Annotated in this window: 21 protein-coding genes; 13 read left to right on the top strand and 8 right to left on the bottom strand. The window is 71.0% G+C overall.

Features of this window, described 5'->3' with window-relative positions:
• Window positions 1-25 precede the first annotated feature (25 nt).
• Both CRP56_RS05090 and CRP56_RS05080 read right to left on the bottom strand, forming a co-directional pair.
• Window positions 26-1,078 carry an aldo/keto reductase gene (locus CRP56_RS05090; protein WP_097260655.1) on the bottom strand — a complete coding sequence of 351 codons (1,053 nt, stop codon included), beginning with the start codon at window positions 1,076-1,078 and terminating at the stop codon, window positions 26-28.
• A 580-nt stretch (window positions 1,079-1,658) separates the two neighbouring features.
• Window positions 1,659-2,051, bottom strand: coding sequence for a VOC family protein (locus tag CRP56_RS05080; protein WP_097260654.1), 393 nt, complete (start codon window positions 2,049-2,051; stop codon window positions 1,659-1,661).
• A 70-nt stretch (window positions 2,052-2,121) separates the two neighbouring features.
• On the opposite strand from CRP56_RS05080, the gene CRP56_RS05075 reads away from it, so the two are divergent.
• Window positions 2,122-2,652 (top strand): GNAT family N-acetyltransferase, encoded by a 531-nt coding sequence (locus CRP56_RS05075; protein ID WP_097260651.1) that lies wholly within the window; start codon window positions 2,122-2,124, stop codon window positions 2,650-2,652.
• Between the two features lie 190 nt (window positions 2,653-2,842).
• On the opposite strand, the gene CRP56_RS05070 is transcribed toward CRP56_RS05075, so the two are convergent.
• Complete coding sequence (locus CRP56_RS05070) at window positions 2,843-3,526, bottom strand: glycerophosphodiester phosphodiesterase (RefSeq protein ID WP_097260649.1); 684 nt, start codon at window positions 3,524-3,526, stop codon at window positions 2,843-2,845.
• A 344-nt stretch (window positions 3,527-3,870) separates the two neighbouring features.
• Here CRP56_RS05070 and CRP56_RS05065 point away from each other — a divergent pair, with 344 nt between their 5' ends.
• The 6 genes from CRP56_RS05065 to CRP56_RS49045 all read left to right on the top strand — a co-directional run bounded on the left by CRP56_RS05065 (window position 3,871) and on the right by CRP56_RS49045 (window position 9,727).
• Window positions 3,871-5,268, top strand: coding sequence for a DUF6421 family protein (locus CRP56_RS05065; RefSeq protein WP_097260647.1), 1,398 nt, complete (start codon window positions 3,871-3,873; stop codon window positions 5,266-5,268).
• Between the two features lie 50 nt (window positions 5,269-5,318).
• On the top strand, window positions 5,319-6,068 hold the full coding sequence (locus CRP56_RS05060; RefSeq protein WP_097260645.1) for an SDR family oxidoreductase: 750 nt from the start codon (window positions 5,319-5,321) through the stop codon (window positions 6,066-6,068).
• Window positions 6,065-7,138, top strand: coding sequence for a threonine aldolase family protein (locus CRP56_RS05055; protein WP_097260643.1), 1,074 nt, complete (start codon window positions 6,065-6,067; stop codon window positions 7,136-7,138). Before CRP56_RS05060 ends, CRP56_RS05055 begins: the two co-directional genes overlap by 4 nt.
• Window positions 7,139-7,221: 83 nt before the next feature.
• The gene (locus CRP56_RS05050; RefSeq protein WP_097260641.1) at window positions 7,222-7,794 is read left to right on the top strand and encodes a transglutaminase-like domain-containing protein; all 573 of its coding nucleotides are present in this window, start codon (window positions 7,222-7,224) and stop codon (window positions 7,792-7,794) included.
• A gap of 8 nt (window positions 7,795-7,802) precedes the next feature.
• Complete coding sequence (locus tag CRP56_RS05045) at window positions 7,803-8,507, top strand: B3/B4 domain-containing protein (RefSeq protein ID WP_097260639.1); 705 nt, start codon at window positions 7,803-7,805, stop codon at window positions 8,505-8,507.
• A 26-nt stretch (window positions 8,508-8,533) separates the two neighbouring features.
• The gene (locus CRP56_RS49045) at window positions 8,534-9,727 is read left to right on the top strand and encodes a hypothetical protein (RefSeq protein ID WP_097260636.1); all 1,194 of its coding nucleotides are present in this window, start codon (window positions 8,534-8,536) and stop codon (window positions 9,725-9,727) included.
• A gap of 12 nt (window positions 9,728-9,739) precedes the next feature.
• Here the strand turns inward: CRP56_RS49045 and CRP56_RS05035 are convergent, their stop codons facing one another.
• The 3 genes from CRP56_RS05035 to CRP56_RS05025 form a co-directional block, all read right to left on the bottom strand.
• A complete protein-coding gene (locus CRP56_RS05035; protein ID WP_097260634.1) occupies window positions 9,740-10,765 on the bottom strand; it encodes a hypothetical protein in 1,026 nt (341 codons plus the stop codon).
• A 91-nt stretch (window positions 10,766-10,856) separates the two neighbouring features.
• A complete protein-coding gene (locus CRP56_RS05030) occupies window positions 10,857-11,585 on the bottom strand; it encodes a lysophospholipid acyltransferase family protein (RefSeq protein ID WP_097260632.1) in 729 nt (242 codons plus the stop codon).
• A gap of 192 nt (window positions 11,586-11,777) precedes the next feature.
• Window positions 11,778-12,191: a DUF4395 domain-containing protein gene (locus tag CRP56_RS05025; RefSeq protein ID WP_097260630.1), complete on the bottom strand. Its 414-nt coding sequence runs from the start codon at window positions 12,189-12,191 to the stop codon at window positions 11,778-11,780.
• 76 nt (window positions 12,192-12,267) lie between these two features.
• Here CRP56_RS05025 and CRP56_RS05020 point away from each other — a divergent pair, with 76 nt between their 5' ends.
• The 4 genes from CRP56_RS05020 to CRP56_RS05005 all read left to right on the top strand — a co-directional run bounded on the left by CRP56_RS05020 (window position 12,268) and on the right by CRP56_RS05005 (window position 15,420).
• Window positions 12,268-12,681, top strand: coding sequence for a TlpA family protein disulfide reductase (locus CRP56_RS05020; protein ID WP_097260628.1), 414 nt, complete (start codon window positions 12,268-12,270; stop codon window positions 12,679-12,681).
• 193 nt (window positions 12,682-12,874) lie between these two features.
• Window positions 12,875-13,384, top strand: coding sequence for a flavin reductase family protein (locus tag CRP56_RS05015; RefSeq protein WP_097260626.1), 510 nt, complete (start codon window positions 12,875-12,877; stop codon window positions 13,382-13,384).
• Window positions 13,385-13,617: 233 nt separating this feature from the next.
• Window positions 13,618-14,406: an electron transfer flavoprotein subunit beta/FixA family protein gene (locus CRP56_RS05010; RefSeq protein ID WP_059196784.1), complete on the top strand. Its 789-nt coding sequence runs from the start codon at window positions 13,618-13,620 to the stop codon at window positions 14,404-14,406.
• A 51-nt stretch (window positions 14,407-14,457) separates the two neighbouring features.
• Window positions 14,458-15,420 (top strand): electron transfer flavoprotein subunit alpha/FixB family protein, encoded by a 963-nt coding sequence (locus tag CRP56_RS05005; protein WP_097260624.1) that lies wholly within the window; start codon window positions 14,458-14,460, stop codon window positions 15,418-15,420.
• A 73-nt stretch (window positions 15,421-15,493) separates the two neighbouring features.
• Here CRP56_RS05005 and CRP56_RS05000 read toward each other — a convergent pair whose 3' ends face one another.
• Window positions 15,494-16,387, bottom strand: a complete 894-nt coding sequence (locus tag CRP56_RS05000) for an endonuclease/exonuclease/phosphatase family protein (protein ID WP_097260622.1) — start codon at window positions 16,385-16,387, stop codon at window positions 15,494-15,496.
• Window positions 16,388-16,578: 191 nt separating this feature from the next.
• Between CRP56_RS05000 and CRP56_RS04995 the strand changes: the two genes are divergently transcribed.
• Both CRP56_RS04995 and CRP56_RS04990 read left to right on the top strand, forming a co-directional pair.
• Window positions 16,579-17,868, top strand: coding sequence for a DUF6986 family protein (locus CRP56_RS04995; RefSeq protein WP_097260620.1), 1,290 nt, complete (start codon window positions 16,579-16,581; stop codon window positions 17,866-17,868).
• 87 nt (window positions 17,869-17,955) lie between these two features.
• Entirely contained in the window at window positions 17,956-19,656 is a 1,701-nt protein-coding gene (locus CRP56_RS04990; RefSeq protein ID WP_097260618.1) for a serine/threonine-protein kinase, read from the top strand.
• Here the strand turns inward: CRP56_RS04990 and CRP56_RS04985 are convergent.
• Window positions 19,602-20,405, bottom strand: coding sequence for a hypothetical protein (locus CRP56_RS04985; protein WP_097260616.1), 804 nt, complete (start codon window positions 20,403-20,405; stop codon window positions 19,602-19,604). The two genes, CRP56_RS04990 and CRP56_RS04985, sit on opposite strands and share 55 nt — an antisense overlap.

Here is a 20,405-nt window from a genome sequence, read left to right as displayed (position 1 = left end):
ACCGATCGCGCAGCTCCTGGCGCCCCTAGAGGACGTCCGTCGCCGTCCGGCGGTAGCCCGAGCGGCGGTCGTCGATGGTCTCCCAGAGATCGCCGTAGATGTTGCGGAGGACGGTCGGTTCCCGTACGAAGTCGTGCGGGAAACCGAGCGGCACCGCGCTCGCCTCGTCGAGGCGGGCGACCGCGTCGGCGTCGAGGCGGACGTCGACAGCGCCGAGGTTGTCGGCGAGCTGGTGTTCCTTGGTGGCCGCGATGATCGGCACGACGTTCCCGGGGCGCCCCAGCAGCCAGGCCAGCGCCACCTGGGCGGGGCTCCAGCCACCCTGTTCGGCGATGTCCAGGACCGCGGTGATGACCTCCTCTTCCTGTGAGTTCGGCTTGTCACCCCACGCGTCGAGCCGGCCCGTCTCACCCCGGCGGTACTTGCCGGTGAGCTTCCCGGCCGCCAGCGGCGCCCACGCGAACACCGCCTGGCCGAACGCCCGGGCCTGCGGCAGCAGTTCGCGCTCGGGCGTGCGCTCCAGCAGGTTGTAGCGCAACTGCGAACCGGCGAACGCGGACCAACCCCGCAGCTCGGCAAGGGTGTTGGCCTGTGCGATCTCCCAGGCCGGCCAGTCCGAGACGCCGACGTACAGCACCTTGCCCGTCCGCACCAGGTCGTCCAGCGCCCGCATCACCTCGTCGACCGGCGTGAAGTTGTCCCGCGCGTGCACCCACAGGACGTCCAGCCGATCGGTGCCCAGCCGCCTCAGGCTCGCCTCCAGCGACTGCACCAGGTTCTTGCGGTGGTTGCCGGCCGCGTTGACGTCCCCCTCGCGGGTGCCGCACGTGTACTTGCTCGCCAGCACGAACTCCTCGCGCCGGCCTGCCAGGAGCTCGCCGAGGATGCGCTCGGAGTCGCCGCCGGCGTAGATGTCCGCGGTGTCGAGGAAGTTGCCGCCCGCGTCGGCATAGGCGTCCAGCAGCTTGGCGCTGGTCTCCTTGTCGGAGCCGTAGGCGGGGTCGTCACCCATGACCATGGTGCCGAGCGCGAGTTCGCTCACGCGCAGGCCGGTCTTGCCGAACAGTGTGTAGCGCACGATCAGTTCCCCTTCAGACAGGTCGTCGTGCGTACGACGCTATGAGCTGGAGCGCGCTCCAACGCAAGCCGTGCGCCTCAGCCCTCCGTGCCCGCCAGGTACACCCCGAACACCGCCCCGCCGGGATCCCGCAGCACCGCGATCCGGGGCCCGTCCGGCACCGACGTGGGCTCCATGAGGACGGGGGCGTTGAGCAGCCCGGCTCCCCCGAACCCCTGGGCCTGCCACAGATGGAAGCCGGCGCCCTGGGTGTCGGTCGCCCCTCCGCGCCGAGCGGCATCATCCCCGCGACCGGGAGATCACCGACGTACGCGATCGTGTACCCGCCCATGTCCTCCCGCGCGTCGGTCTCCGTCCGCCAGCCGAAGAGTGCGCCGTAGAACCGCTGGCCCACCGCCAGATCCGGCGTTCCCACCTCGGCCCAGCAGGGCCCACCGGCCACCGGCTTGTCGAGCCTCATGCCGCCACGCCCCTTCCACCGACGCGAGCCCCCTCTCGCACGCTGGGCCCGGCCGCGTACGCCTGCCATTCGGCCGGTGCCCAGGCGACAGAAGGAACGCGCCAGTCGCAGCCGCGGTCCTCAGATACCCGGGCGGAAGCGGATCGGGTGGTCCGCGGGGACCTCGACGAGGACGATCCTGATGCCGTCCGGGTCGGTGAGCCACATCTCGATCAGGCCCCACGGCTCCTTCACCGGCGGTCGCGCGATCTCGACGCCCTTCGCCACCAGCTCCTCGTGCGCCGCCGTGACGTCCTGGACCTGCATCCACAGACGGACGGCCGGGGAGGGCGGGGTCTCGGAGCGGCCGGAGAGTTCCAGGAAGCCGCCGCCGAGGAAGTAGACGGTGCCGCGTTCCGGTCCCGTGCCGAACTCGCGGTAGACGGCGAGGCCGAGTTGTTCGCCGTAGAAGACGCGGGAACGTTCGGGGTCGACGGGGTGGATCAGGGTCCGGCCGCTCAGTACGTGCACCATGCGGCGGAGCCTAGTGCGGGCGTTACCCTCGTCGGTGCCCGTGTCGTGCCCGAGAGTGGAGAAACGCCCCATGACCGCTGGACTCACCTTCCGCGATGCCACCGACGCCGACGTGGACGCGCTGGTCGCGCTGATCGAGTCGGCGTACCGCGGGGACTCCAGCCGGGCCGGATGGACCACCGAGGCGGACATCCTCCAGGGGCAGCGGACCGACCCCGAGGGCGTGCTCCAGGTCATCAAGTCGCCCGACAGCCGGTTGCTCACCGTCGAGCGCGAGGGCGAGGTCGTCGCCTGCTGCCAGCTCGAACACCGCGGTGACCACGCCTACTTCGGGATGTTCGCGGTCAGCCCCCGGCTCCAGGGCGGCGGCCTCGGCAAGGTGATCATCGCGGAGGCGGAGCGGGCGGCGCGGGAGACCTGGGGCGTCACGGAGATGCACATGACGGTGATCTCCGTACGGAACGACCTCATCGCCTGGTACGAGCGCCGGGGCTACCGCCGTACGGGCCGGATGGCCCCGTTCCCGTACGGCGACGAGCGCTTCGGCATCCCGCAGCGCGACGACCTGCAGTTCGAGCTGCTGGTCAAGCCGCTCGCCTAGGGCCTGCCCGGCGGATCATGCCGCAGACGCGGGGTGTGGCACGCCGATCTGCCGCGTTGTCGTCGGTCCCCGACGCTCCGCGTCGACTCCCTCCTCCGCCTTGCAGCTCGACGCACCACACCCCGCTCACCAGCGTCACTGGGGCACCGCTGCTTTCCTGCGACCTGATCCGCCGAGCAGACCCTGATCGTCACGCCGTGAAGCGGGCGGTGCGTTTGATCTCCGAGTAGTCGCTGGTCGCGCCGTCCAGTTGCAGGGCGCGTACGAGACGCAGATGGTCCTGCGTGTTCACCACCCAGCCGATGATCCTGAGGTCCGCCTTGCGGGCGTGCTCGACGATCTCCAGGGTGATCCGGCGGATGTTGAGGCAGACGGTCGCGGCGCCGGCCTCCTGGGCGCGCTCCACGATGTCGGTGCCGTACCGGCTGCCGATCAGCGCGGTCCGTACGCCCGGCACCAGGCGGGAGACCTCGGCGATCGCCTCGTCGTGGAACGAGGACACCTCCACCCGGCCCACCAGGTCCCGCTTGAGCATGACCTCGGCCAGCGCCCGCGCCGCCGCGATGTCCTTGATCTCGGCCTGGAGCGGTGACCGTACCGCCTCCAGGACCTCCTCGAAGACGGGGACCTTCTCGCCCAGGCCCGCGTCCAGGGTGCGCAGCTCGGCGAGGGTCTTCTCGGCGATCGGGCCGGTCCCGTCGGTCGTGCGGTCCACGTCCGTGTCGTGCATGACGACGAGGGCCCCGTCCTTGCTGAGATGCAGGTCGAGTTCGATGGCGTCGAAGCCCGCCTGTTCGGCGGCGACGAAGGAACGGAGGGTGTTCTCGGGTTCGAGACCCATGACTCCGCGATGACCGATGGTAAGGAAGTTCAAGGTTCAACTCGCTTCCGTCGACGGCGGCTCGGCTTCCGCAGCCTAATGGCCTCGGCCGGTGATGAACCCCTGCGTACACGGGGGATCGGCGTGGCGCGAGGGGCAGGACTGGCCGGTACCGCTTCGGGCGGTCACCCTGGGGTGGGCGAGTCCTGCGGGCATTGACCACTCGTGCCCCCAAGAGGATCACGTATACCCATCGGGAGCGCCGTCATGGCATCCGGCAGGAAAAAGTTTCGTGACCATGGGGGTGGGCAGGATAATTTGCGGGGCCCCCTCTTGCTGACAGGAACCACATATGCATACGGTGTCCTGACGCGAGGTTCTCCCGTGGAGGATGGGACATGACGGAAATTCTTGTGCAGGCGGCTATGGAGGAGCAGGTTCCTCCCGCGACCAGGGTGGTGGATCACCCGGCGTGGCCCGTGCTCAAGGGTGCCGTGGAGCGGATCAGGCCCTGGCAGTCCAAGGACGGGTCGATCGACTTCACCGCCGAGGGTGCCCCGGACCGCGCCACCGCCGAGGCGGCCGTACGCGAGGTCTCCGCGGCCGTAGAGGAGCTGTCCCCCCTGCTCCCGCACGACCGTGCCTACCACCAGGCCCTGGTCAAGGACCTGGAGCGCTGGGCCGAGGGCGGCTTCGAGGTGCCCGACTTCCTCGACTCGCTGCTCGCCTTCCAGCCCGCCAAGGGCCGCGCGGACGGCCTGCAGCACCTGGTCGTCTTCCCGATGTACACGCAGAACGGCAACCCCGACCGCAACCTCGAAGCGGTCGTGCTGCGCATGGTGTGGCCGGAGTGGCTGGCCGAGCTGGAGCGCACCCGCTACGACAACCCGCTGTTCTGCGGCATCAAGTTCGAGGACTTCACGGCCGGTTACGACACCAACTCCGCCGTGCTCTTCCCCGAGACGATCGCCGTGCGCGAAGCGCCGGAACGATTCTCCTGGGGTGGCATCTTCTGTGACCGCGAGGCCGCCCGCTTCCGCGCCGTCACCGACGCCGCCGTCGGCATCCTGAGCCTCGACCTCCCCGAGGACATCGCCGCGATGGTCCACGACCAGAAGCGCTGCGAGGAGGCCTTCGTCCTGTGGGACATGGTCCACGACCGCACCCACAGCCACGGCGACCTGCCCTTCGACCCCTTCATGATCAAGCAGCGCCAGCCGTTCTGGATGTACGGCCTGGAGGAGCTGCGCTGCGACCTCACCGCCTTCAAGGAGGCCGTGAAGCTGGAGGCCGACGGCGTCCCGCAGGCCCGTGACGTGCAGTACGCGGTGCTGTTCGACCGCATGTTCCGCTTCCCGGTCACCGGCGAGCGGGTGCGCAACTACGACGGCCTCGGCGGCCAGCTGCTCTTCGCCTACCTGCACAAGCACGACGTCGTCCGCTGGACCGACAACAAGCTGCACATCGACTGGCAGCGCGCCCCGCAGGTCACCAACCAGCTGTGCGCCGAGATCGAGGACCTCTACCGGGCGGGCATCGACCGTCCGAAGCTCGTCCACTGGTTCGCCGCCTACGACCTGGTCTCGCAGTACCTCGCCCCGCACCCGGGCTCCAAGTGGGCCAAGGGTCCGGACGCCCTCGACCTGTCCCAGCCGCCCCGGAAACTCGTCGATGACGTGCTTCCGGACGAGTTTCCGCTGAGCATGTTCTATGAGGCCCTCTCCAAGAAGCTGAAGAACGTGATCGCCGGCACCAAGGGCATCCGTGCGGAGAGCGCCGAGCGGGTCGCCGCGTGAACGACCGCGGTACCGAGAACACTGCACGGCAAGCTCAGGAGGCGAAGAACATGGCGGGGAACGGAGCTCTCAGCGGTGCGGTGATCGCGGTGGCCGGCGCGGGTGGACCCGCGGGCCGCGCGACACTGCTGCGGCTCGCGGAGGCCGGGGCGACGGTCGTCGGCGCGGACAACGACCCCGAGCGCCTCGCGGAGGCGGTGAGCGCGGCCCGCGACGGGGGCGGCGGCGCCACCGTCACCGGGGAGCCGGTCGACCTGCTCGACCTGGACTCCACGCGGGAGTGGGCCAACGGAATCGAGAAGGAGTTCGGCCGGGTCGACGGCGTCGTCCACCTCGTCGGCGGCTGGCGCGGCAGCGAGACCTTCATCAAGACCAGCCTCGACGACTGGGACTTCCTGGAGCTGCTGCTCATCCGCACCGTGCAGCACACCTCCCTCGCCTTCTCCGAGGCGCTCCAGCGCAGCGACCGCGGCCGCTACGTCCTGATCAGCGCGGCGGGCGCGAGCAAGCCCACCGCGGGGAACGCCGCGTACGCCGCCGCCAAGGCCGCCGCCGAGGCGTGGACGCTCGCCATGGCAGACTTCTTCCGCAAGGCCGGGGCCGGTGAGGAGCTCACCTCCGCCGCCACGATCCTGGTGGTCAAGGCCCTGGTGCACGACGCGATGCGCGCCGAGCGACCCAACGCCAAGTTCGCGGGCTTCACGGACGTCAAGGATCTGGCCGGAGCCATCGCCGAGGTCTGGGACAAGCCCGCCGGAGAAGTGAACGGAAACCGTCTGTGGCTCACCGAGAAGCCGTGAACCCGCCGAAGACCGACGCCCGACGCCATCACGACCCGGACACCCGGGGCTTCGCCAGCGACAACTACGCCGGCGCCCACCCGGAGGTGCTCGCCGCCCTGGCCCTGGCCAACGGCGGGCACCAGGTCGCCTACGGCGAGGACGACTACACCGAGCACCTCCAGACGATCATCCGCAGCCACTTCGGGCCCACGGCGGAGGCGTTCCCGGTCTTCAACGGCACCGGCGCCAACGTCGTGGCGCTCCAGGCGGTCACCGACCGGTGGGGCGCGGTGATCTGCGCGGAGAGCGCCCACATCAACGTGGACGAGGGCGGGGCGCCGGAGCGGATGGGCGGTCTGAAGCTGCTGACCGTCCCCACTCCCGACGGCAAGCTCACCCCCGAGCTGATCGACCGGCAGGCGTGGGGCTGGGAGGACGAGCACCGGGCGATGCCGCAGGTCGTCTCGATCACCCAGAGCACGGAGCTCGGCACGCTCTACACGCCGGACGAGATCCGCGCGATCTGCGACCACGCCCACGCCCACGGCATGAAGGTCCACCTCGACGGCTCCCGCATAGCCAACGCGGCCGCGTCCCTCGACGTCCCCATGCGGACGTTCACCAACGCGGTCGGCGTCGACATCCTCTCCCTCGGCGGGACGAAGAACGGCGCGCTGTTCGGCGAGGCGGTCGTGGTGATCAACCAGGACGCGGTCTCCCACATGAAGCATCTGCGCAAGCTGTCCATGCAGCTCGCCTCCAAGATGCGTTTCGTGTCGGTGCAGTTGGAGGCGCTGCTCGCCAAGGACCTGTGGCTGCGCAACGCCCGGCACGCCAACGAGATGGCCCAGCGCCTGGCCGAGGGCGTCCGCGCCGTGCACGGCGTCGAGATCCTCTACCCGGTCCAGGCCAACGGCGTCTTCGCCAAACTCCCGCACGACGTGAGCCTCCGCCTCCAGAAGCGCTTCCGCTTCTACTTCTGGGACGAGAACGCGGGCGTCGTCCGCTGGATGTGCGCCTTCGACACGACCGAGGACGACGTGGACGCGTTCGTCGCGGCGCTCAAGGAGGAGATGGCGCACCAGTAGTGCCCCGGCTTCGAATGCATAGATATGCGATCACTCGTAAAGTCATTGACGGTCGGGTGATCGCGTTTCTATGCTCTGCGGGCATGGAGCTGATCCAGAACACCCCTGATCTGTCCGCCTATCTGGCCGCCGACGAGGTCATCGACCATGACCATCCGCTCGTCAGGCAGGCCGCGGCCCGGCTCGCGCGGGACGCCGAGGACTCGTATGCCTATGCACGGCTGGCGTTCGAGTTCGTCCGCGACACCATCCCGCACTCCCAGGACTCCGGGGACCCGCGCGTCACCTGGCGGGCCTCCGACGTCCTGGAGCAGGGCACCGGCATCTGTTACGCGAAGTCCCACGCGCTGGCGGCCCTGCTGCGGGCCGAGGACATTCCCACCGCACTCTGCTATCAGAAGTTCGACGAGGTGCACGGCCTGGTCGCGGTCCGCTTCAACGGTGCCTGGCATCGGCAGGACCCGCGCGGAAACAAGCCGGGCGTCGACGCGCAGTTCTCCCTCGACGGTGAGCGGCTGGCGTGGGTGCCCGACCTTGAGTCCAATGAGCTGGACTATCCAGTCCTGTATGCTGAACCGCACCCGGCCGTCCTGAGCGTCCTCAAAGCCGCCCCCGACCGGTCCTCTCTGTGGAAGACGCTCCCGACCGAACTCTGAGGCAGGCGATGACCTTCTCCCTCACCGTGTCCGACGAGGTCCGCGCCCTCGCGCCCGGCTTCACGCATGTCGCGATCGAGGCCCACGGCCTCGTCAACGGGCCGAGCACCGACGCCAGTTCGGCGCTCCTCGACGACGCGGCCCGTCGTCTCGCCGTACGCCTGGACGGGCGCGCCCCGCACGAGGACCCGCACATGGCGGCCTGGCGCGAGATGTACACGGCGTTCGGGTCGAAGCCGTCACGGACCCGCAACTCGGCGGAGGCGCTGGCCAAGAGGGCGTTGGCGGACGGCGGACTGCCGCGGATCAACCTGCTCGTCGACCTCTACAACGCCATCAGCGTCGCCCATCTGATCCCGGTCGGCGGTGAGGACATCGACCGCATCCAGGGCGGCATGCGGCTCGTGCGGGCCGGCGGTGACGAAGAGTTCGTGACCGTCGCCGGCGGCGAGGAGGTCGTCGAGCACCCCGATGCCGGTGAGGTGGTGTGGCGCGACGAGCTGGGGGTGACCTGCCGCCGCTGGAACTGGCGCCAGGGCCCGCGCACCCGGCTCACCGAGGAGACCGTCTCCGGCATCTTCCTGTTGGAGAGCCTCGCCCCGATGCCGGTCGCCGAGGTCGAGCAGGCGGGCGCCGAACTCGCCGAACTGCTGGAGAAGTTCAGCCCAGGAGCGCGCATCGACGTGCACGCCGCCGACCCGCTGCGCGGCTGATCCGTCGCGATCGTTAATCTCCCCGTATGCATGACGGGGGAACGCAAGAGAACAGCACCGGCACCGACGAGCAGTCCACGAGGCCCCTCGCCCGGCTGAGGCAGCACTGGCTGCTCACCTCGGCCGTGGCGCTGGCCCTGCTGGCGACCGCCACGGCCGTACCGATCGTTCTCGCGGACTCCGTCGAGGACGCTCCCTGCCAGGAGATCCCGGCCTCGACCCGCGCCCTCGCGAAGAACCCGGCCGCCGCCACCCGCGCCCTCGACCCCGGCGACGACCTGTCCCGGTACGACGCCGTGCGCGAGCTGCTGATCCACGAGAACCCGTGCGGCGACGGCGGCGAGGTGCTCGGCCAGGTCGCCTTCGCCGCCACCCGGGCCACGGCGAAGGGCAAGCCGCACACGCTCGCCCAGGCCCGCGCCGCGTACGCCGTGGTCGCCGCGTTCGACGACGACACCGTGCCCAGCGGGGCGGCCCCCGGAGTGGCCCGTGTCCTCGCCGAGTACGTGGTCGACGCCAACCGCTTCCTGAGCCCCAGCCGCGACGCCTACAGCCCGGCGGTGGACGCCGTGGGCGCCGCTGCGGACGACACCGGCTGGACGACGTACGGCCGCTTCCTGGCCCCGCACGAGGCCCACGCCGACTTCGAGCACACCCAGCCCTACTCCGACGTACGGGCGGACCCGGAGGCCCTGGTCGGCGAACTCGCCAAGGACCCCGAGGCGTTCGCCATCCTCTACGACGCCGAGCGCGCGTATTTCGCCTACTACCTCGAACGCCTCACCAGTGCCGGCGCCGACCCCGCCTACCGGCCGGGCAAGGAGAAGGACGGCAGCCCGAAGTCGACCACGACCTGGGCCGACGTCGACCTGGAACACCTCACCGACCGCATCGGCAGCCTCATGAACCACCGGGCACGGTACGCCAGGGACGGCACGATCCCCGACCTCGCGGCCTTCGACAAGGCCGTACGACAGCACACGCGCGGCGCCTATCAGGCGGCCCCGCGGCAGGTGAGCAGCCGGCCGGTCATGGGGGACATCGCCGAGCGGCCGGTCTCCGGCCCGCTGAGCGGCGACCTGTCGGACGGGCGGCACCAGCTGTTCACGGTCCTCGACGCCTGGGCGAAGGCGCGCCAGGTGCCGACGGAACGTGCCACGCAGCTACGGCAGTTGATGGATGACCGGTACGTCAGGGCGCTCTGGCTGACCTCGTACTGATGGGGGGTGGGGTCAGCCGCCCAGGCGCAGCCGCGTGCAGTTCCGCTGCGCGACCTGCGCCTCGGTGAAGGCCGCGAAGAGCTCGCGCTTCCCGGTCCCGTCGACGCCGGGAACGTCCTTGGCGGCGCTGAGCGCGAAGTTGGCGGCCTCGCCGTCGCAACGGGCGGTCGCCGTACGGGAGCCGGTCCCGTGTCTCCGCTCCTCGGCGAGCAGCCGGTTGCTCCAGTCGCCGTACCAGGCGGCGAACCACAGCCGGGGTTCCCACTCGCCGGAGTCGGCGTCCCGCGCGTACAGGTCGCAACGTCCCACTGGACCCGCGTCGTTCATGAGCACCGCCACCCGCCACTGCGCGGCCTCGAGCCCGCCGGCCTTGAGCGCCCACCCGCACGCCGTGTCACCGGCGTCGGCGAGCGGCACCGTCTTCGGGTCCTCCTGCGGATCCACCGGCGCGGCGTCCTCGTCGGGCGCCTTCAGCGGCTCGGCGCCACAACCGAGGCGGTCGGAGGCGGAGTTGGTGAGAGCCACCGCCGTCTCGTAGGCGGCGGGGGTGGCCCGCAGGGTGTCCCGGCCGAGCCAGGTGCGGACCAGCAGCTTGCGTTGCCGTCCCTCGTCGTCCTTGCCCAACTCCGGGCAGGGCAGGAGGAACTGAAGGGCGCCGTACTTGTCGACGTAGCCGGGCAGTCCGTCCGCCATCGGTCCCACGCGGTCGAACCCGGACTCGGACAGGACCGTCATGAACTCCCGGTCCACGTCGTCCCGCCGGGTGTACGCCTCGGTCGCGAACAGTCGGTCGTCGCGCACGTCGTCGCCGTCGAAGCCGAGGGAGCAGCTGTAGTCGCCCAGTTCCTCGTGGGTCGCGGACTCCGCGTCCTTGAAGTGGTCGCCGTCGCGCCCGAGTTCACGGACCGCGTCGACCGGCAACACGCCGTCGCAAGCCGTGCGCAGCAGCCACCAGTCCTGCGCGTACGGGGTGGCGATCCAGCCGCCCACGCCCAGTACGACCGCGGCCGACACCGCCACCTTGACCCAGCGCCGCATTCCCTGCCCCCGTAGCGCGTCCACCCGTTTACGGGCGGACCCTATCGGGCGAGCGGCGGAGCCGGCGGCGCGGGTCGGTGATCTCGGGCGGTCAGCGGGCCTCGGCGGCCTTGACCTCTTCCGGCGTGGGCGCCGTGCCGCCGAGGTGGGCCGGCATCCACCAGGTGTCGTCGGCGTCCTTGGGGCGGTGCGGGTAGGCGCGCTGGGCGGCCTCCAGGAGCTCCTGGACGCGCTCGCGCAGCTGGCGGGTGATCGCGCCCGCGTACTTGTCCTTGGGCGCCTCGACCGGCTCGCCGACCCGGATCGTGATCGGGGTGTGGCTGCGCTTGAAGTTGCGCGGGTGGCCCTTGGTCCACAGCCGCTGCGTGCCCCACAGCGCCATCGGGATCAGTGGTACGCCCGCCTCCTGAGCCAGGCGCGCGGCACCGGACTTGAAGGTCTTGAGGGTGAACGACTGCGAGATCGTGGCCTCGGGGAAGACCCCGACGATCTCACCGGAGCGCAGCGACCGCAGCGCGTGCTGGTAGGCCTCCTCGCCGCTCTTGCGGTCCACGGGGATGTGCTTCATCCCGCGCATCAGCGGACCGGAGATCTTGTGCCGGAACACGGACTCCTTGGCCATGAAGCGCACAAGACGCTTCTGGGGGAGTGCGGCCAGCCCGTCGAAGATGAAGTCCAGGTAGCTGATGTGATTGCTCACCAGCACGGCGCCGCCAGAGCGCGGGATGTTCTCCGAACCCTTGAGGTCGATCTTCAGGTCCCACGCCTTGAACAGCGTGCGGGCGAGGCCGACGACAGGTCGGTAGACAAGCTCTGCCATGGACGGGGTGGACCCTTCCTTCTCTGCCTGGGAAAGGGGGTTCCCGGCGGGAAAGTTACGACACCGTAGGTTTACGGCATCTCGCAGATCGTGCCCCAAGAACGGGCGGGGGGCCAGTCCTCGTGCCCGCGAACGGCGAGATCCTTGTCACGTCGGCGCCTTGATCCACCTCGTGCTTTTACGCCGCCTTTACTATGCGCGTACGGTCACTCGCCGCACGAGCAGGTACATCTCGCACCCCAGGCAGTACCCGAACGCGGAGTTCAGGAAAGCGGCGGCGAGCGCGGCCCCGGTCGCCGCGAGTCCCAGCCAGGCCGGTCCGACGCCGTAGCCGACCAGGCCGACGACCGCGAAGGCCAGGCCCACCGCCTGTGCGAACCGCGGCGGTTCGGGCGCCTCGAACTCGGTCGGCGCACCGATGCGGGGCCGCACGACCTTCCGGAACAGCCAGCCGTACGGCGAACGTCCCACGCCGCCAGCGGCCCCCAGCGCGAACGCCAGGGTCTGCCAGGCCAGGAGCCACACGCTGCCGGTGATGAGCACGACCGCCAGCACTAGGGTCGTCACGGCCGCCCCGAAGCGCGGTCCCCTCACGTCGATGTCCATGAATCAAGCATTCCGCATGGAAGGCCATGGGTGGAGTGGGGAATCTTTGCAGTCTCGTGAACGCTGGAGCTGGGTGATGACCGGAGTCGTGGTGTGTGTACTGGTGCTCGCTGCGGCGAGCGTCTACGGAGTGCTGCACAGGCAGCGGAACGGGAGAGTGCGGGTGCGCGGGCGTGACGACGACAAGCGGCTCGGCTCGGCCGAGCTGGGCGCGGAGTTGGGGGAGCGGGCCACCCTCGTCCAGTTCTCCAGCGCCTTCTGCGCGCCCTGCCGGGCCACCCGGAGAGTCCTCGGCGAGGTCGTCGACCTGGTCCCCGGGGTCGCCCACGTCGAGATCGACGCCGAGGCCCACCTGGACCTCGTACGCGCACTGGACATCCTCAAGACGCCGACCGTGCTGGTGCTCGACGCCCAGGGCCGGGTGGTGCGGCGCGCCACCGGGCAGCCGCGCAAGGCGGATGTCATCGCGGCCCTCGGCGAGGCCGTGTGACGGTGAGGCAGCTCCCATATGCCGGGACGTACTTGACTGGGCGTACCACCTATCGTCAGCCTGACTGTATGCCTTCCGAACTCCTTCTCTTCGGGCGGGTCCACGTCGACCTGGCCCGCACCGCGAGCGCGCGCTGTCCGGGCTGTTGAGCAGCCACGGACCAGCTCGCCCCGCCTCGCAGAAGGACGACCCCATGACGGCCACGCCGGACCTCCGTACCCCTCAGTTCGCCTCCCCCGATCTGCTGCGCTCCGTCTTCCGGCGGCATGCGGCGGGCGTCGCCGTGATCACCGCCCGTGGTGAGGGCGGCCCGGTCGGCTTCACCGCCACCTCGCTCACCTCGGTCTCCGCCGAGCCCCCGATGCTGTCCTTCGGCATCGGTACCGGAGCCTCCAGCTGGCCTGCGATATCCGAGGCCGAGCACGTCGGCGTCCACATACTCGGCGAGCATCAGCAGGAGCTGGCCGCCACCTTCGCGCGCAGCGGCGCCGACCGCTTCGGCGCGCCCACCGGATGGCGCGAGGGGCCCCAGGGTGTCCCCGTCCTCGACGACGTCCTCGCCTGGGTGGTGTGCCGCGTCGTCGCGCGCGTGCCCGCGGGCGACCACCGGATCGTCCTCGCCGAGGTGCTCCTCGGTGACCCCGCCGGCCCCGGCCGTCCGCTCCTGTACCACCAGGGCGGCTTCAGCGGACTGCGCGACTGACGGCTCGCGCCGCACGCCGGCCCTCCCTCTGCGGGACCGTCGAGTTCCGATTACGCTGCGTTGCAAAGGTCACAGTTCAAAGCGCTTGCTTAGCGGGAACGAACTGGGTGTACTGACGAGTAATATTTCGTTCGGAGCGCGGGCCGCCCCGATCGGGATCGGCCCCTCGGGGCGCCTATGCTGCCTGCAAGTAGGCAGCCCGGAAATGTCGACGCAGCAGTAGGAGAGCCGGCGTGAGCTTGAGGATCGTTGTCACCGTGAAGTACGTGCCCGACGCCACTGGCGACCGGCACTTCGCCGATGACCTGACCGTCGACCGTGACGACGTGGACGGCCTGCTCTCCGAGCTGGACGAGTACGCGGTCGAGCAGGCGCTGCAGATCTCGGAGAACTCCGACGACGACGTGGAGATCACCGTCCTGACGGTGGGTCCGGAAGACGCCAAGGACGCGCTGCGCAAGGCGCTGTCCATGGGCGCCGACAAGGCCATCCACGTCGAGGACGACGACCTCCACGGCACCGACGCGATCGGCACGTCGCTGGTGCTCGCGAAGGCGATCGAGAAGGCCGGCTACGACCTGGTGATCTCCGGCATGGCCTCCACCGACGGCACCGCGGGCATCGTCCCGGCGCTGGTCGCCGAGCGCCTGGGCGTCCCGCAGGTCACCCTGCTCTCCGAGGTCTCCGTCGAGGACGGCACCGTCAAGGGCCGCCGGGACGGCGACGCCGCGAGCGAGCAGCTGGAGGCGTCCCTGCCGGCCGTCGTGTCCGTCACCGACCAGTCGGGCGAGGCGCGTTACCCCTCCTTCAAGGGCATCATGGCGGCCAAGAAGAAGCCGGTGGAGTCCTGGGACCTGGAGGACCTCGAGATCGAGGCCGAGGAGGTCGGTCTCGAGGGTGCCTGGACCAAGGTCGAGACCGCTGCGGCCCGTCCGGCGCGCACCGCGGGCACGATCGTCAAGGACGAGGGCGAGGGCGGCAAGCAGCTCGCTGAGTTCCTCGCGGGCCAGAAGTTCATCTGAGCCCGACATCGCCGACCGCCCCTCATCCGATCCAAGCAGGAGAGCATTCCCATGGCTGAAGTCCTCGTCTACGTCGACCACGTGGACGGTGCCGTCCGCAAGCCCACCCTGGAGCTGCTGACCCTGGCCCGCCGTATCGGCGAGCCGGTCGCCGTAGCGCTGGGCAACGGCGCCGGTGACACCGCCGCCGCCCTCGCCGAGCACGGCGCGGTCAAGGTCCTCACCCACGAGGCCGCCGAGTACGCCGACTACCTGGTCGTCCCCAAGGTCGACGCCCTCCAGGCCGCCGTCGAGGCCGTCTCCCCGGCCGCCGTCCTGGTCCCCTCCTCCGCGGAGGGCAAGGAGATCGCCGCCCGTCTGGCGCTGCGCATCGGTTCCGGCATCATCACCGACGCCGTCGACCTGGAGGCCGGCGACGAGGGCCCGGTGGCCACCCAGTCGGTGTTCGCCGCCTCCTTCACCACCAAGTCCCGTGTCTCCAAGGGCACCCCGGTCATCACGGTCAAGCCGAACTCGGCCGCCGTGGAGGCCGCCCCGGCCGCGGGCAGCGTCGAGGCGCTGTCCGTGACCTTCTCCGCCGCCGCGACCGGCACCAAGGTCACCGGGCGCACCCCGCGTGAGTCGACCGGCCGTCCGGAGCTGACCGAGGCCGCGATCGTCGTCTCCGGCGGCCGTGGCGTCAACGGCGCCGAGAACTTCGCGATCATCGAGGCGCTCGCCGACTCCCTCGGCGCGGCCGTGGGTGCCTCGCGTGCCGCCGTGGACGCCGGCTGGTACCCGCACACCAACCAGGTCGGCCAGACCGGCAAGTCGGTCTCGCCGCAGCTGTACATCGCCTCGGGCATCTCCGGTGCGATCCAGCACCGCGCGGGCATGCAGACCTCGAAGACGATCGTGGCGATCAACAAGGACGCCGAGGCCCCGATCTTCGACCTGGTCGACTACGGCGTGGTCGGCGACCTCTTCGACGTCGTCCCCGCCCTGACCGAGGAGGTCAAGGCCCGCAAGGGCTGATCCCCGCAGCGCCTGTCCTTCGGGTGGACGAGGCCCCCGCGACCGCTTTCCAGGCGGTGGCGGGGGCCTCGGCTCATCCCAGGGTCAAAGTCGCCTGGACCGGCAGATGGTCGCTCGGGAACTGCCCGTCGACGGCAAAGGTGTTGATCGAGGCCCGGTGGACCTTCACCCCCGAACTGGCCAGGATCCAGTCGATGCGCTCGCCGTCGGGCGTCAGCGGCTCGTAGCCGTGGAACGTCCCGTAGGCGTCGCCGCGTTCGGCGGCCGCGTCCCAGGTGTCGACGAGCCCGGACGCGACGAGGTTGTCGTAGGCCTGGTTGTCGTGGGCCGCCGCGTTGAAGTCGCCGGTGACGACGACCGGTAACGAACGGTCGAACGCGGCGATCGTCTCGGCGATGAGCAGGGTGGCGCGCTCGCGCGCGTACTGACTGACGTGGTCGAGATGGGTGTTGAGGACGTAGAACTCCCGCCCGTCGTCGGCGCGGTCGCGGAAGCGGACCCAGGTGACGATCCGGGGGAGCGCGGCGCCCCAGGTGTTCGAGCCGATCGTCCGGGGCGTGTCGGAGAGCCAGTAGGTGTCGTGTTCGAGCGGGGCCAGGCGCCGGGTGTCGTAGAAGACCGCGGTCGACTCGTCGTGGCTGCCGCCCTCGCGGCCGGTGCCGATCCAGGCGTAGTGCGGTCCGAGGTCGGCGTGGATGTCCAGCAGCTGCTGGTAGAGGCCCTCCTGGGTGCCGATGAACGTGGGGGCCTCGCGGCGCAGCAGCGCGCGCATCACCGGGCGGCGCACGGCCCAGCTGTTGGGTTCGACGGCACTGGCGAAGCGCAGGTTGAAGGTCATGGCATCGAGGCGGCGGCCGACCGGGCGGGCGGCGGACGCGGGCATCGTGGCCATCAGGGGCAAGGTGAGCGCGGTGGCCACCATGGTTCTCAGTCCCATGCGACGCGTCATTCTGTCGGTGTCCGGCATGAAATCCCCTCCCGACGGATCAGGATGAAGGGGGGAACCGGTGTGCGAAAGAGGGCGTGGTGGGGTGGGGGGTGCCGGAAGGGGCGTGGCGGCTCATGCTGTGGACGGGGTGTTGACCTGCGGGAAGAACCACGGATAACTTCGCTCTACGGATTGTTGATTCCGTAGTGCGGAAAACAGGAGGGTGTGGCATGGGTCAGCAGGAGCAGGTGGCGACGAGCCTCGCGGGCGCCGTCAGCGAGGAGATCAGCGCCTCCCTCGCGCCGGTCGACGCCGAACTGGAGCGCCGCTACCCCGGCGACCCGGGCACCCGCCAGCCCGTCCACACCGTCTACGTCCCCGGCAACGTCTTCGCCGCCGACACCCTGCGCTCCTGGGGCGACCAGGCCCTCGCCGCCCTCGACGAACACGCCCCCGACGCCGCCTCCTTCGCCGCCGTGCTCGGACTCTCCGACGACCTCGCCGAACCCGTCCACGCGCGCGTGCGAGCCAAGCTGGAGCGCGAGCCGATCGAAGACCTCCGCGTCGACTTCGAGGACGGCTACAAGGGCACCGACGAGGACCAGGACGCCGCCCGCGCGGCCCGACTCGTTGCGGACGCGTACAAGAACGGCACCGCCGCCCCGTACATGGGCATCCGCATGAAGTGCATGGAGTCCCCGGTCCGCGACCGCGGCATCCGCACCCTCGACGTCTTCCTCACCGGCCTGATGGAGGCCGGCGGCCTGCCCGACGGACTGGTCCTCACCCTGCCCAAGGTGACCTACCCCGAGCAGGTCACCGCCATGGTCCGGCTCCTGGAGCAGTTCGAGAAGGCCCGCGGCCTCCACCCCGGCCGCATCGGCTTCGAGATCCAGATCGAGACCAGCCAGGCCATCCTCGCCGCCGACGGCACCGCCACCGTCGCCCGCATGATCGACGCCGCCGAGGGCCGCGCCACCGGCCTGCACTACGGCACCTTCGACTACAGCGCCTGCCTCGGCGTCTCCGCCGCCTACCAGGCCAGCGACCACCCGGCCGCCGACCACGCCAAGGCGATCATGCAGGTCGCCGCCGCCGGCACCGGCGTACGCGTCTCGGACGGCTCCACCAACGTCCTGCCGGTCGGCACCACCGAGAGGGTCCACGAGGCCTGGAAGCTGCACTACGGCCTCACCCGCCGCGCCCTGGCCCGCGCCTACTACCAGGGCTGGGACATGCACCCCGGCCACCTCCCGACCCGCTACGCGGCCGTCTTCGCCTTCTACCGCGAAGGCTTCGAAGCGGCCGCCAAGCGCCTCGCCGCCTACGCCAACCACGTCGACGGCGACGTCATGGACGAGCCCGCCACCGCCAAGGCCCTCGCCGGGTACCTCCTGCGCGGCCTCGACTGCGGCGCCCTCGACACCGGCGAGGTCACCCGCCTCACCGGACTGACCCTGGCGCGCCTCCAGTCGTACGCCGGACCGCGCCGCGCGGACCTGACGGCCTCGGCCAAGTAACACCTCGGCGACCTCGACGAGGACTGTCACAGCCGCCCCGTACTCTGTACGCGACCTTGCACTTGCGTACGGAGGAACGGGGCGGCGGTGTCTTCGGGGGACAACGGACGGGCGGACGGGACCGGCCGGCTGCTGGCCGGGCGCTATCGCGTCGTGGCCCAGCTCGGGCGGGGCGGCATGGGCGTGGTCTGGCGGGCGGTGGACGAGGTCCTCGGCCGTGAGGTCGCCGTCAAGGAACTGCGCACCTACACCGACGCGGACGGGCCGGAACTGTCCGATCTGCGGCTGCGCATGCAGCGCGAGGCCCGCGCGGCGGCCCGGGTACGCCATCCCGGAGTCGTCGCCGTGCACGACGTGACCGAGGTCGACGGCCGCCCGCTGATCGTCATGGAGCTGGTCGACGGACCGTCCCTGGACGACGTCCTGCGCGACCGCGGCACCCTCGACCCCCACGAGGCCGCCGGCATCGGCGCCAAGGTCATGGACGCGCTCGCCGCCGCCCACCGCGCCGGCGTCCTGCACCGGGACGTGAAGCCCGGCAACATCCTGCTCGACCGGTCGGGCCGCGTGGTCCTCACCGACTTCGGGATCGCCACGATGGACGACCCGGGCGACGGCTCCGCCACGCATCTGACCCGCAGCGGCGAACTCGTCGGCTCCCTGGACTACTTGGCACCCGAGCGCGCCCAGGGCGCCGACCCGGGCCCCGCCTCGGACGTCTGGGCCCTGGGCGCGACCCTGTACGCGGCGGTCGAGGGCGCGTCGCCGTTCCGGCGTACGTCGACGTTCTCCACGCTCACCGCCATCGTCTCGGAGGCCCTGCCGCAGCCCACGCGCGCGGGCGCGCTCGCACCCGTCCTCCAGCTGCTCCTCGACAAGCGCCCCGAGGGGCGCCCGGCGGCGGAGGAGGCCCGCGCACTGCTCCAGGCGGTCGCGGACTCCGGGGCGGCCGACTCCGCCACGACACGGCTGCGGGGTACGGCGCCGGCGGCGCCCGTGGTGACGGAGCACAGCGTGCCGGCGGTGCCGCCGGGGTTCGGCCCGCCCCCGGCACCGGGCGCGCCCTCGGCGCCGCAGGGCTTCGGCCCGCCCCCGGCCCAGGCCGTTCCGGACGTCACCGGGCCCATGGACGCCGCTCGCCCCGCGCGGGGCAGGCGCCAGGTTCTGCTCGTCGCGGCGGCTGTCGCCCTCGTGCTCGCGTCGGCCGGAGCGACCGTGGCATTCCTCGACGACTCGGGCGACACGGACACCGACGCGCGCTCCACGTCCTCCGTCACCGACGCCGGGGCCACATCGGCCGCGAGCGGCCGTGGCGACGCCGTACGCACGGACGAGCCCGAACCGACGGAGCAGGGCGCCAAGAAGACGCCGACGGCAACTCCGTCCGCGAGTGCCACGGCCGACGGCAAGCCCACCGCGCGGGCCACCAGTCCGGCCCCGAGCAGGACTTCGGGCCATGCCCCCGCCCCGAGCGCCGGCGGCGCCGGCGAGACGACCAAGCCCGCCGCGTCCTGCGTCTCCGCAGGCGGCGGCAAGTACAACTGCCAGGTCTGGCGGACCGCCGACTCCTACACCGCCTCCGGCGCCAAGGCGGGCGTCCTCAACGCGGGCACCAACTATTTCTACTGCCAGCAGAATCTGGGCCGCCGCGAGACCTACGGCGAGTGGACCAACGTCTGGTGGGCGAAGACCGACGACGACAGCGGCAACACCGGCGTCTTCGTCAGCGACGTCTACCTCAAGGGCGGCGCCAACGACGAGCCGGTGCCCGGACTGCCCGTCTGCTGAGCCTCCGCGTACCGCTCCAGGCCGGAGGCCGTCACCAGCTTCTCCCGCCTGAACAGCCGCGTCCCCTCCCGGCACAGCCCGTGGTCGGCGCGCGCCCGGGCGCAGAACTCCTCGGGCGTGACGCCGAACAGCTCCCTCAACCGGGCCGATCCGACGAGGAGTTCGGTGAGCAGGGGGCGCTGGCCGGGGTGGCTGCGCGGGGCGCCGGTGCCGTCGTGGAGGACGCCGTGCGTGTTGACGTACACATACGCGCCCGGCAGCGCGCTGCCGTCGGCGAGTTCGCACCGCACCTCGGGGGCGGGCAGCCACGCGCGCCGGTAGTTCCCGGCCGCCAGATGCGCGCCCTCGCTCGCGTCGACGACCGCCAGCTGCTCGGCGTCGAGCCAGATGACGTACAACTCCCGTACGGCTCCCGGCGCTTCGACCGGGGAGGCGGACACATAGCCCAGCCGGCTGACATGGGCGGAGACGCCGATGTCGAGGCCCGTGACGCGGGTGCGCACCATCGGGATCGGGGCGACGATCCCGTGCTCGGCCATCTTGTGGCGCAGTTGGGCCGGGCTGGCGTTGGAGCCGACGGCGAGGACGGGGACGCGGTCCTCGTGCACGAGGCGGACCAGGGGCAACAGCCGGTCCCCGTCGAGGAGTCCGGAGTCCGAGGGCCACGCGCCCGGGTAGAGCAGCGGGTGATCGCGCGGCGCCTCGGCCAGACCGAGCGCTTCCAGGGTGCGGTCGCTCAAGGGCACGAT

Source organism: Streptomyces sp. TLI_55 (assembly GCF_900206255.1).
Taxonomy (GTDB): Bacteria; Actinomycetota; Actinomycetes; order Streptomycetales; family Streptomycetaceae; genus Streptomyces; species Streptomyces aquilus.
This window is presented reverse-complemented; position numbering and strand designations above follow the sequence as displayed.

Excerpts from the sequence above, each read along its gene's own strand:
- CRP56_RS05080 (WP_097260654.1), bottom strand. The coding sequence starts at position 2,051 with ATGGTGCACGTACTGAGCGGCCGGACCCTGATCCACCCCGTCGACCCC.
- CRP56_RS05075 (WP_097260651.1), top strand. The coding sequence starts at position 2,122 with ATGACCGCTGGACTCACCTTCCGCGATGCCACCGACGCCGACGTGGAC.
- CRP56_RS05065 (WP_097260647.1), top strand. The coding sequence starts at position 3,871 with ATGACGGAAATTCTTGTGCAGGCGGCTATGGAGGAGCAGGTTCCTCCC.
- CRP56_RS05060 (WP_097260645.1), top strand. The coding sequence starts at position 5,319 with ATGGCGGGGAACGGAGCTCTCAGCGGTGCGGTGATCGCGGTGGCCGGC.
- CRP56_RS05050 (WP_097260641.1), top strand. The coding sequence starts at position 7,222 with ATGGAGCTGATCCAGAACACCCCTGATCTGTCCGCCTATCTGGCCGCC.
- CRP56_RS05045 (WP_097260639.1), top strand. The coding sequence starts at position 7,803 with ATGACCTTCTCCCTCACCGTGTCCGACGAGGTCCGCGCCCTCGCGCCC.
- CRP56_RS49045 (WP_097260636.1), top strand. The coding sequence starts at position 8,534 with ATGCATGACGGGGGAACGCAAGAGAACAGCACCGGCACCGACGAGCAG.
- CRP56_RS05035 (WP_097260634.1), bottom strand. The coding sequence starts at position 10,765 with ATGCGGCGCTGGGTCAAGGTGGCGGTGTCGGCCGCGGTCGTACTGGGC.
- CRP56_RS05030 (WP_097260632.1), bottom strand. The coding sequence starts at position 11,585 with ATGGCAGAGCTTGTCTACCGACCTGTCGTCGGCCTCGCCCGCACGCTG.
- CRP56_RS05025 (WP_097260630.1), bottom strand. The coding sequence starts at position 12,191 with ATGGACATCGACGTGAGGGGACCGCGCTTCGGGGCGGCCGTGACGACC.
- CRP56_RS05020 (WP_097260628.1), top strand. The coding sequence starts at position 12,268 with ATGACCGGAGTCGTGGTGTGTGTACTGGTGCTCGCTGCGGCGAGCGTC.
- CRP56_RS05015 (WP_097260626.1), top strand. The coding sequence starts at position 12,875 with ATGACGGCCACGCCGGACCTCCGTACCCCTCAGTTCGCCTCCCCCGAT.
- CRP56_RS05005 (WP_097260624.1), top strand. The coding sequence starts at position 14,458 with ATGGCTGAAGTCCTCGTCTACGTCGACCACGTGGACGGTGCCGTCCGC.
- CRP56_RS05000 (WP_097260622.1), bottom strand. The coding sequence starts at position 16,387 with ATGCCGGACACCGACAGAATGACGCGTCGCATGGGACTGAGAACCATG.
- CRP56_RS04995 (WP_097260620.1), top strand. The coding sequence starts at position 16,579 with ATGGGTCAGCAGGAGCAGGTGGCGACGAGCCTCGCGGGCGCCGTCAGC.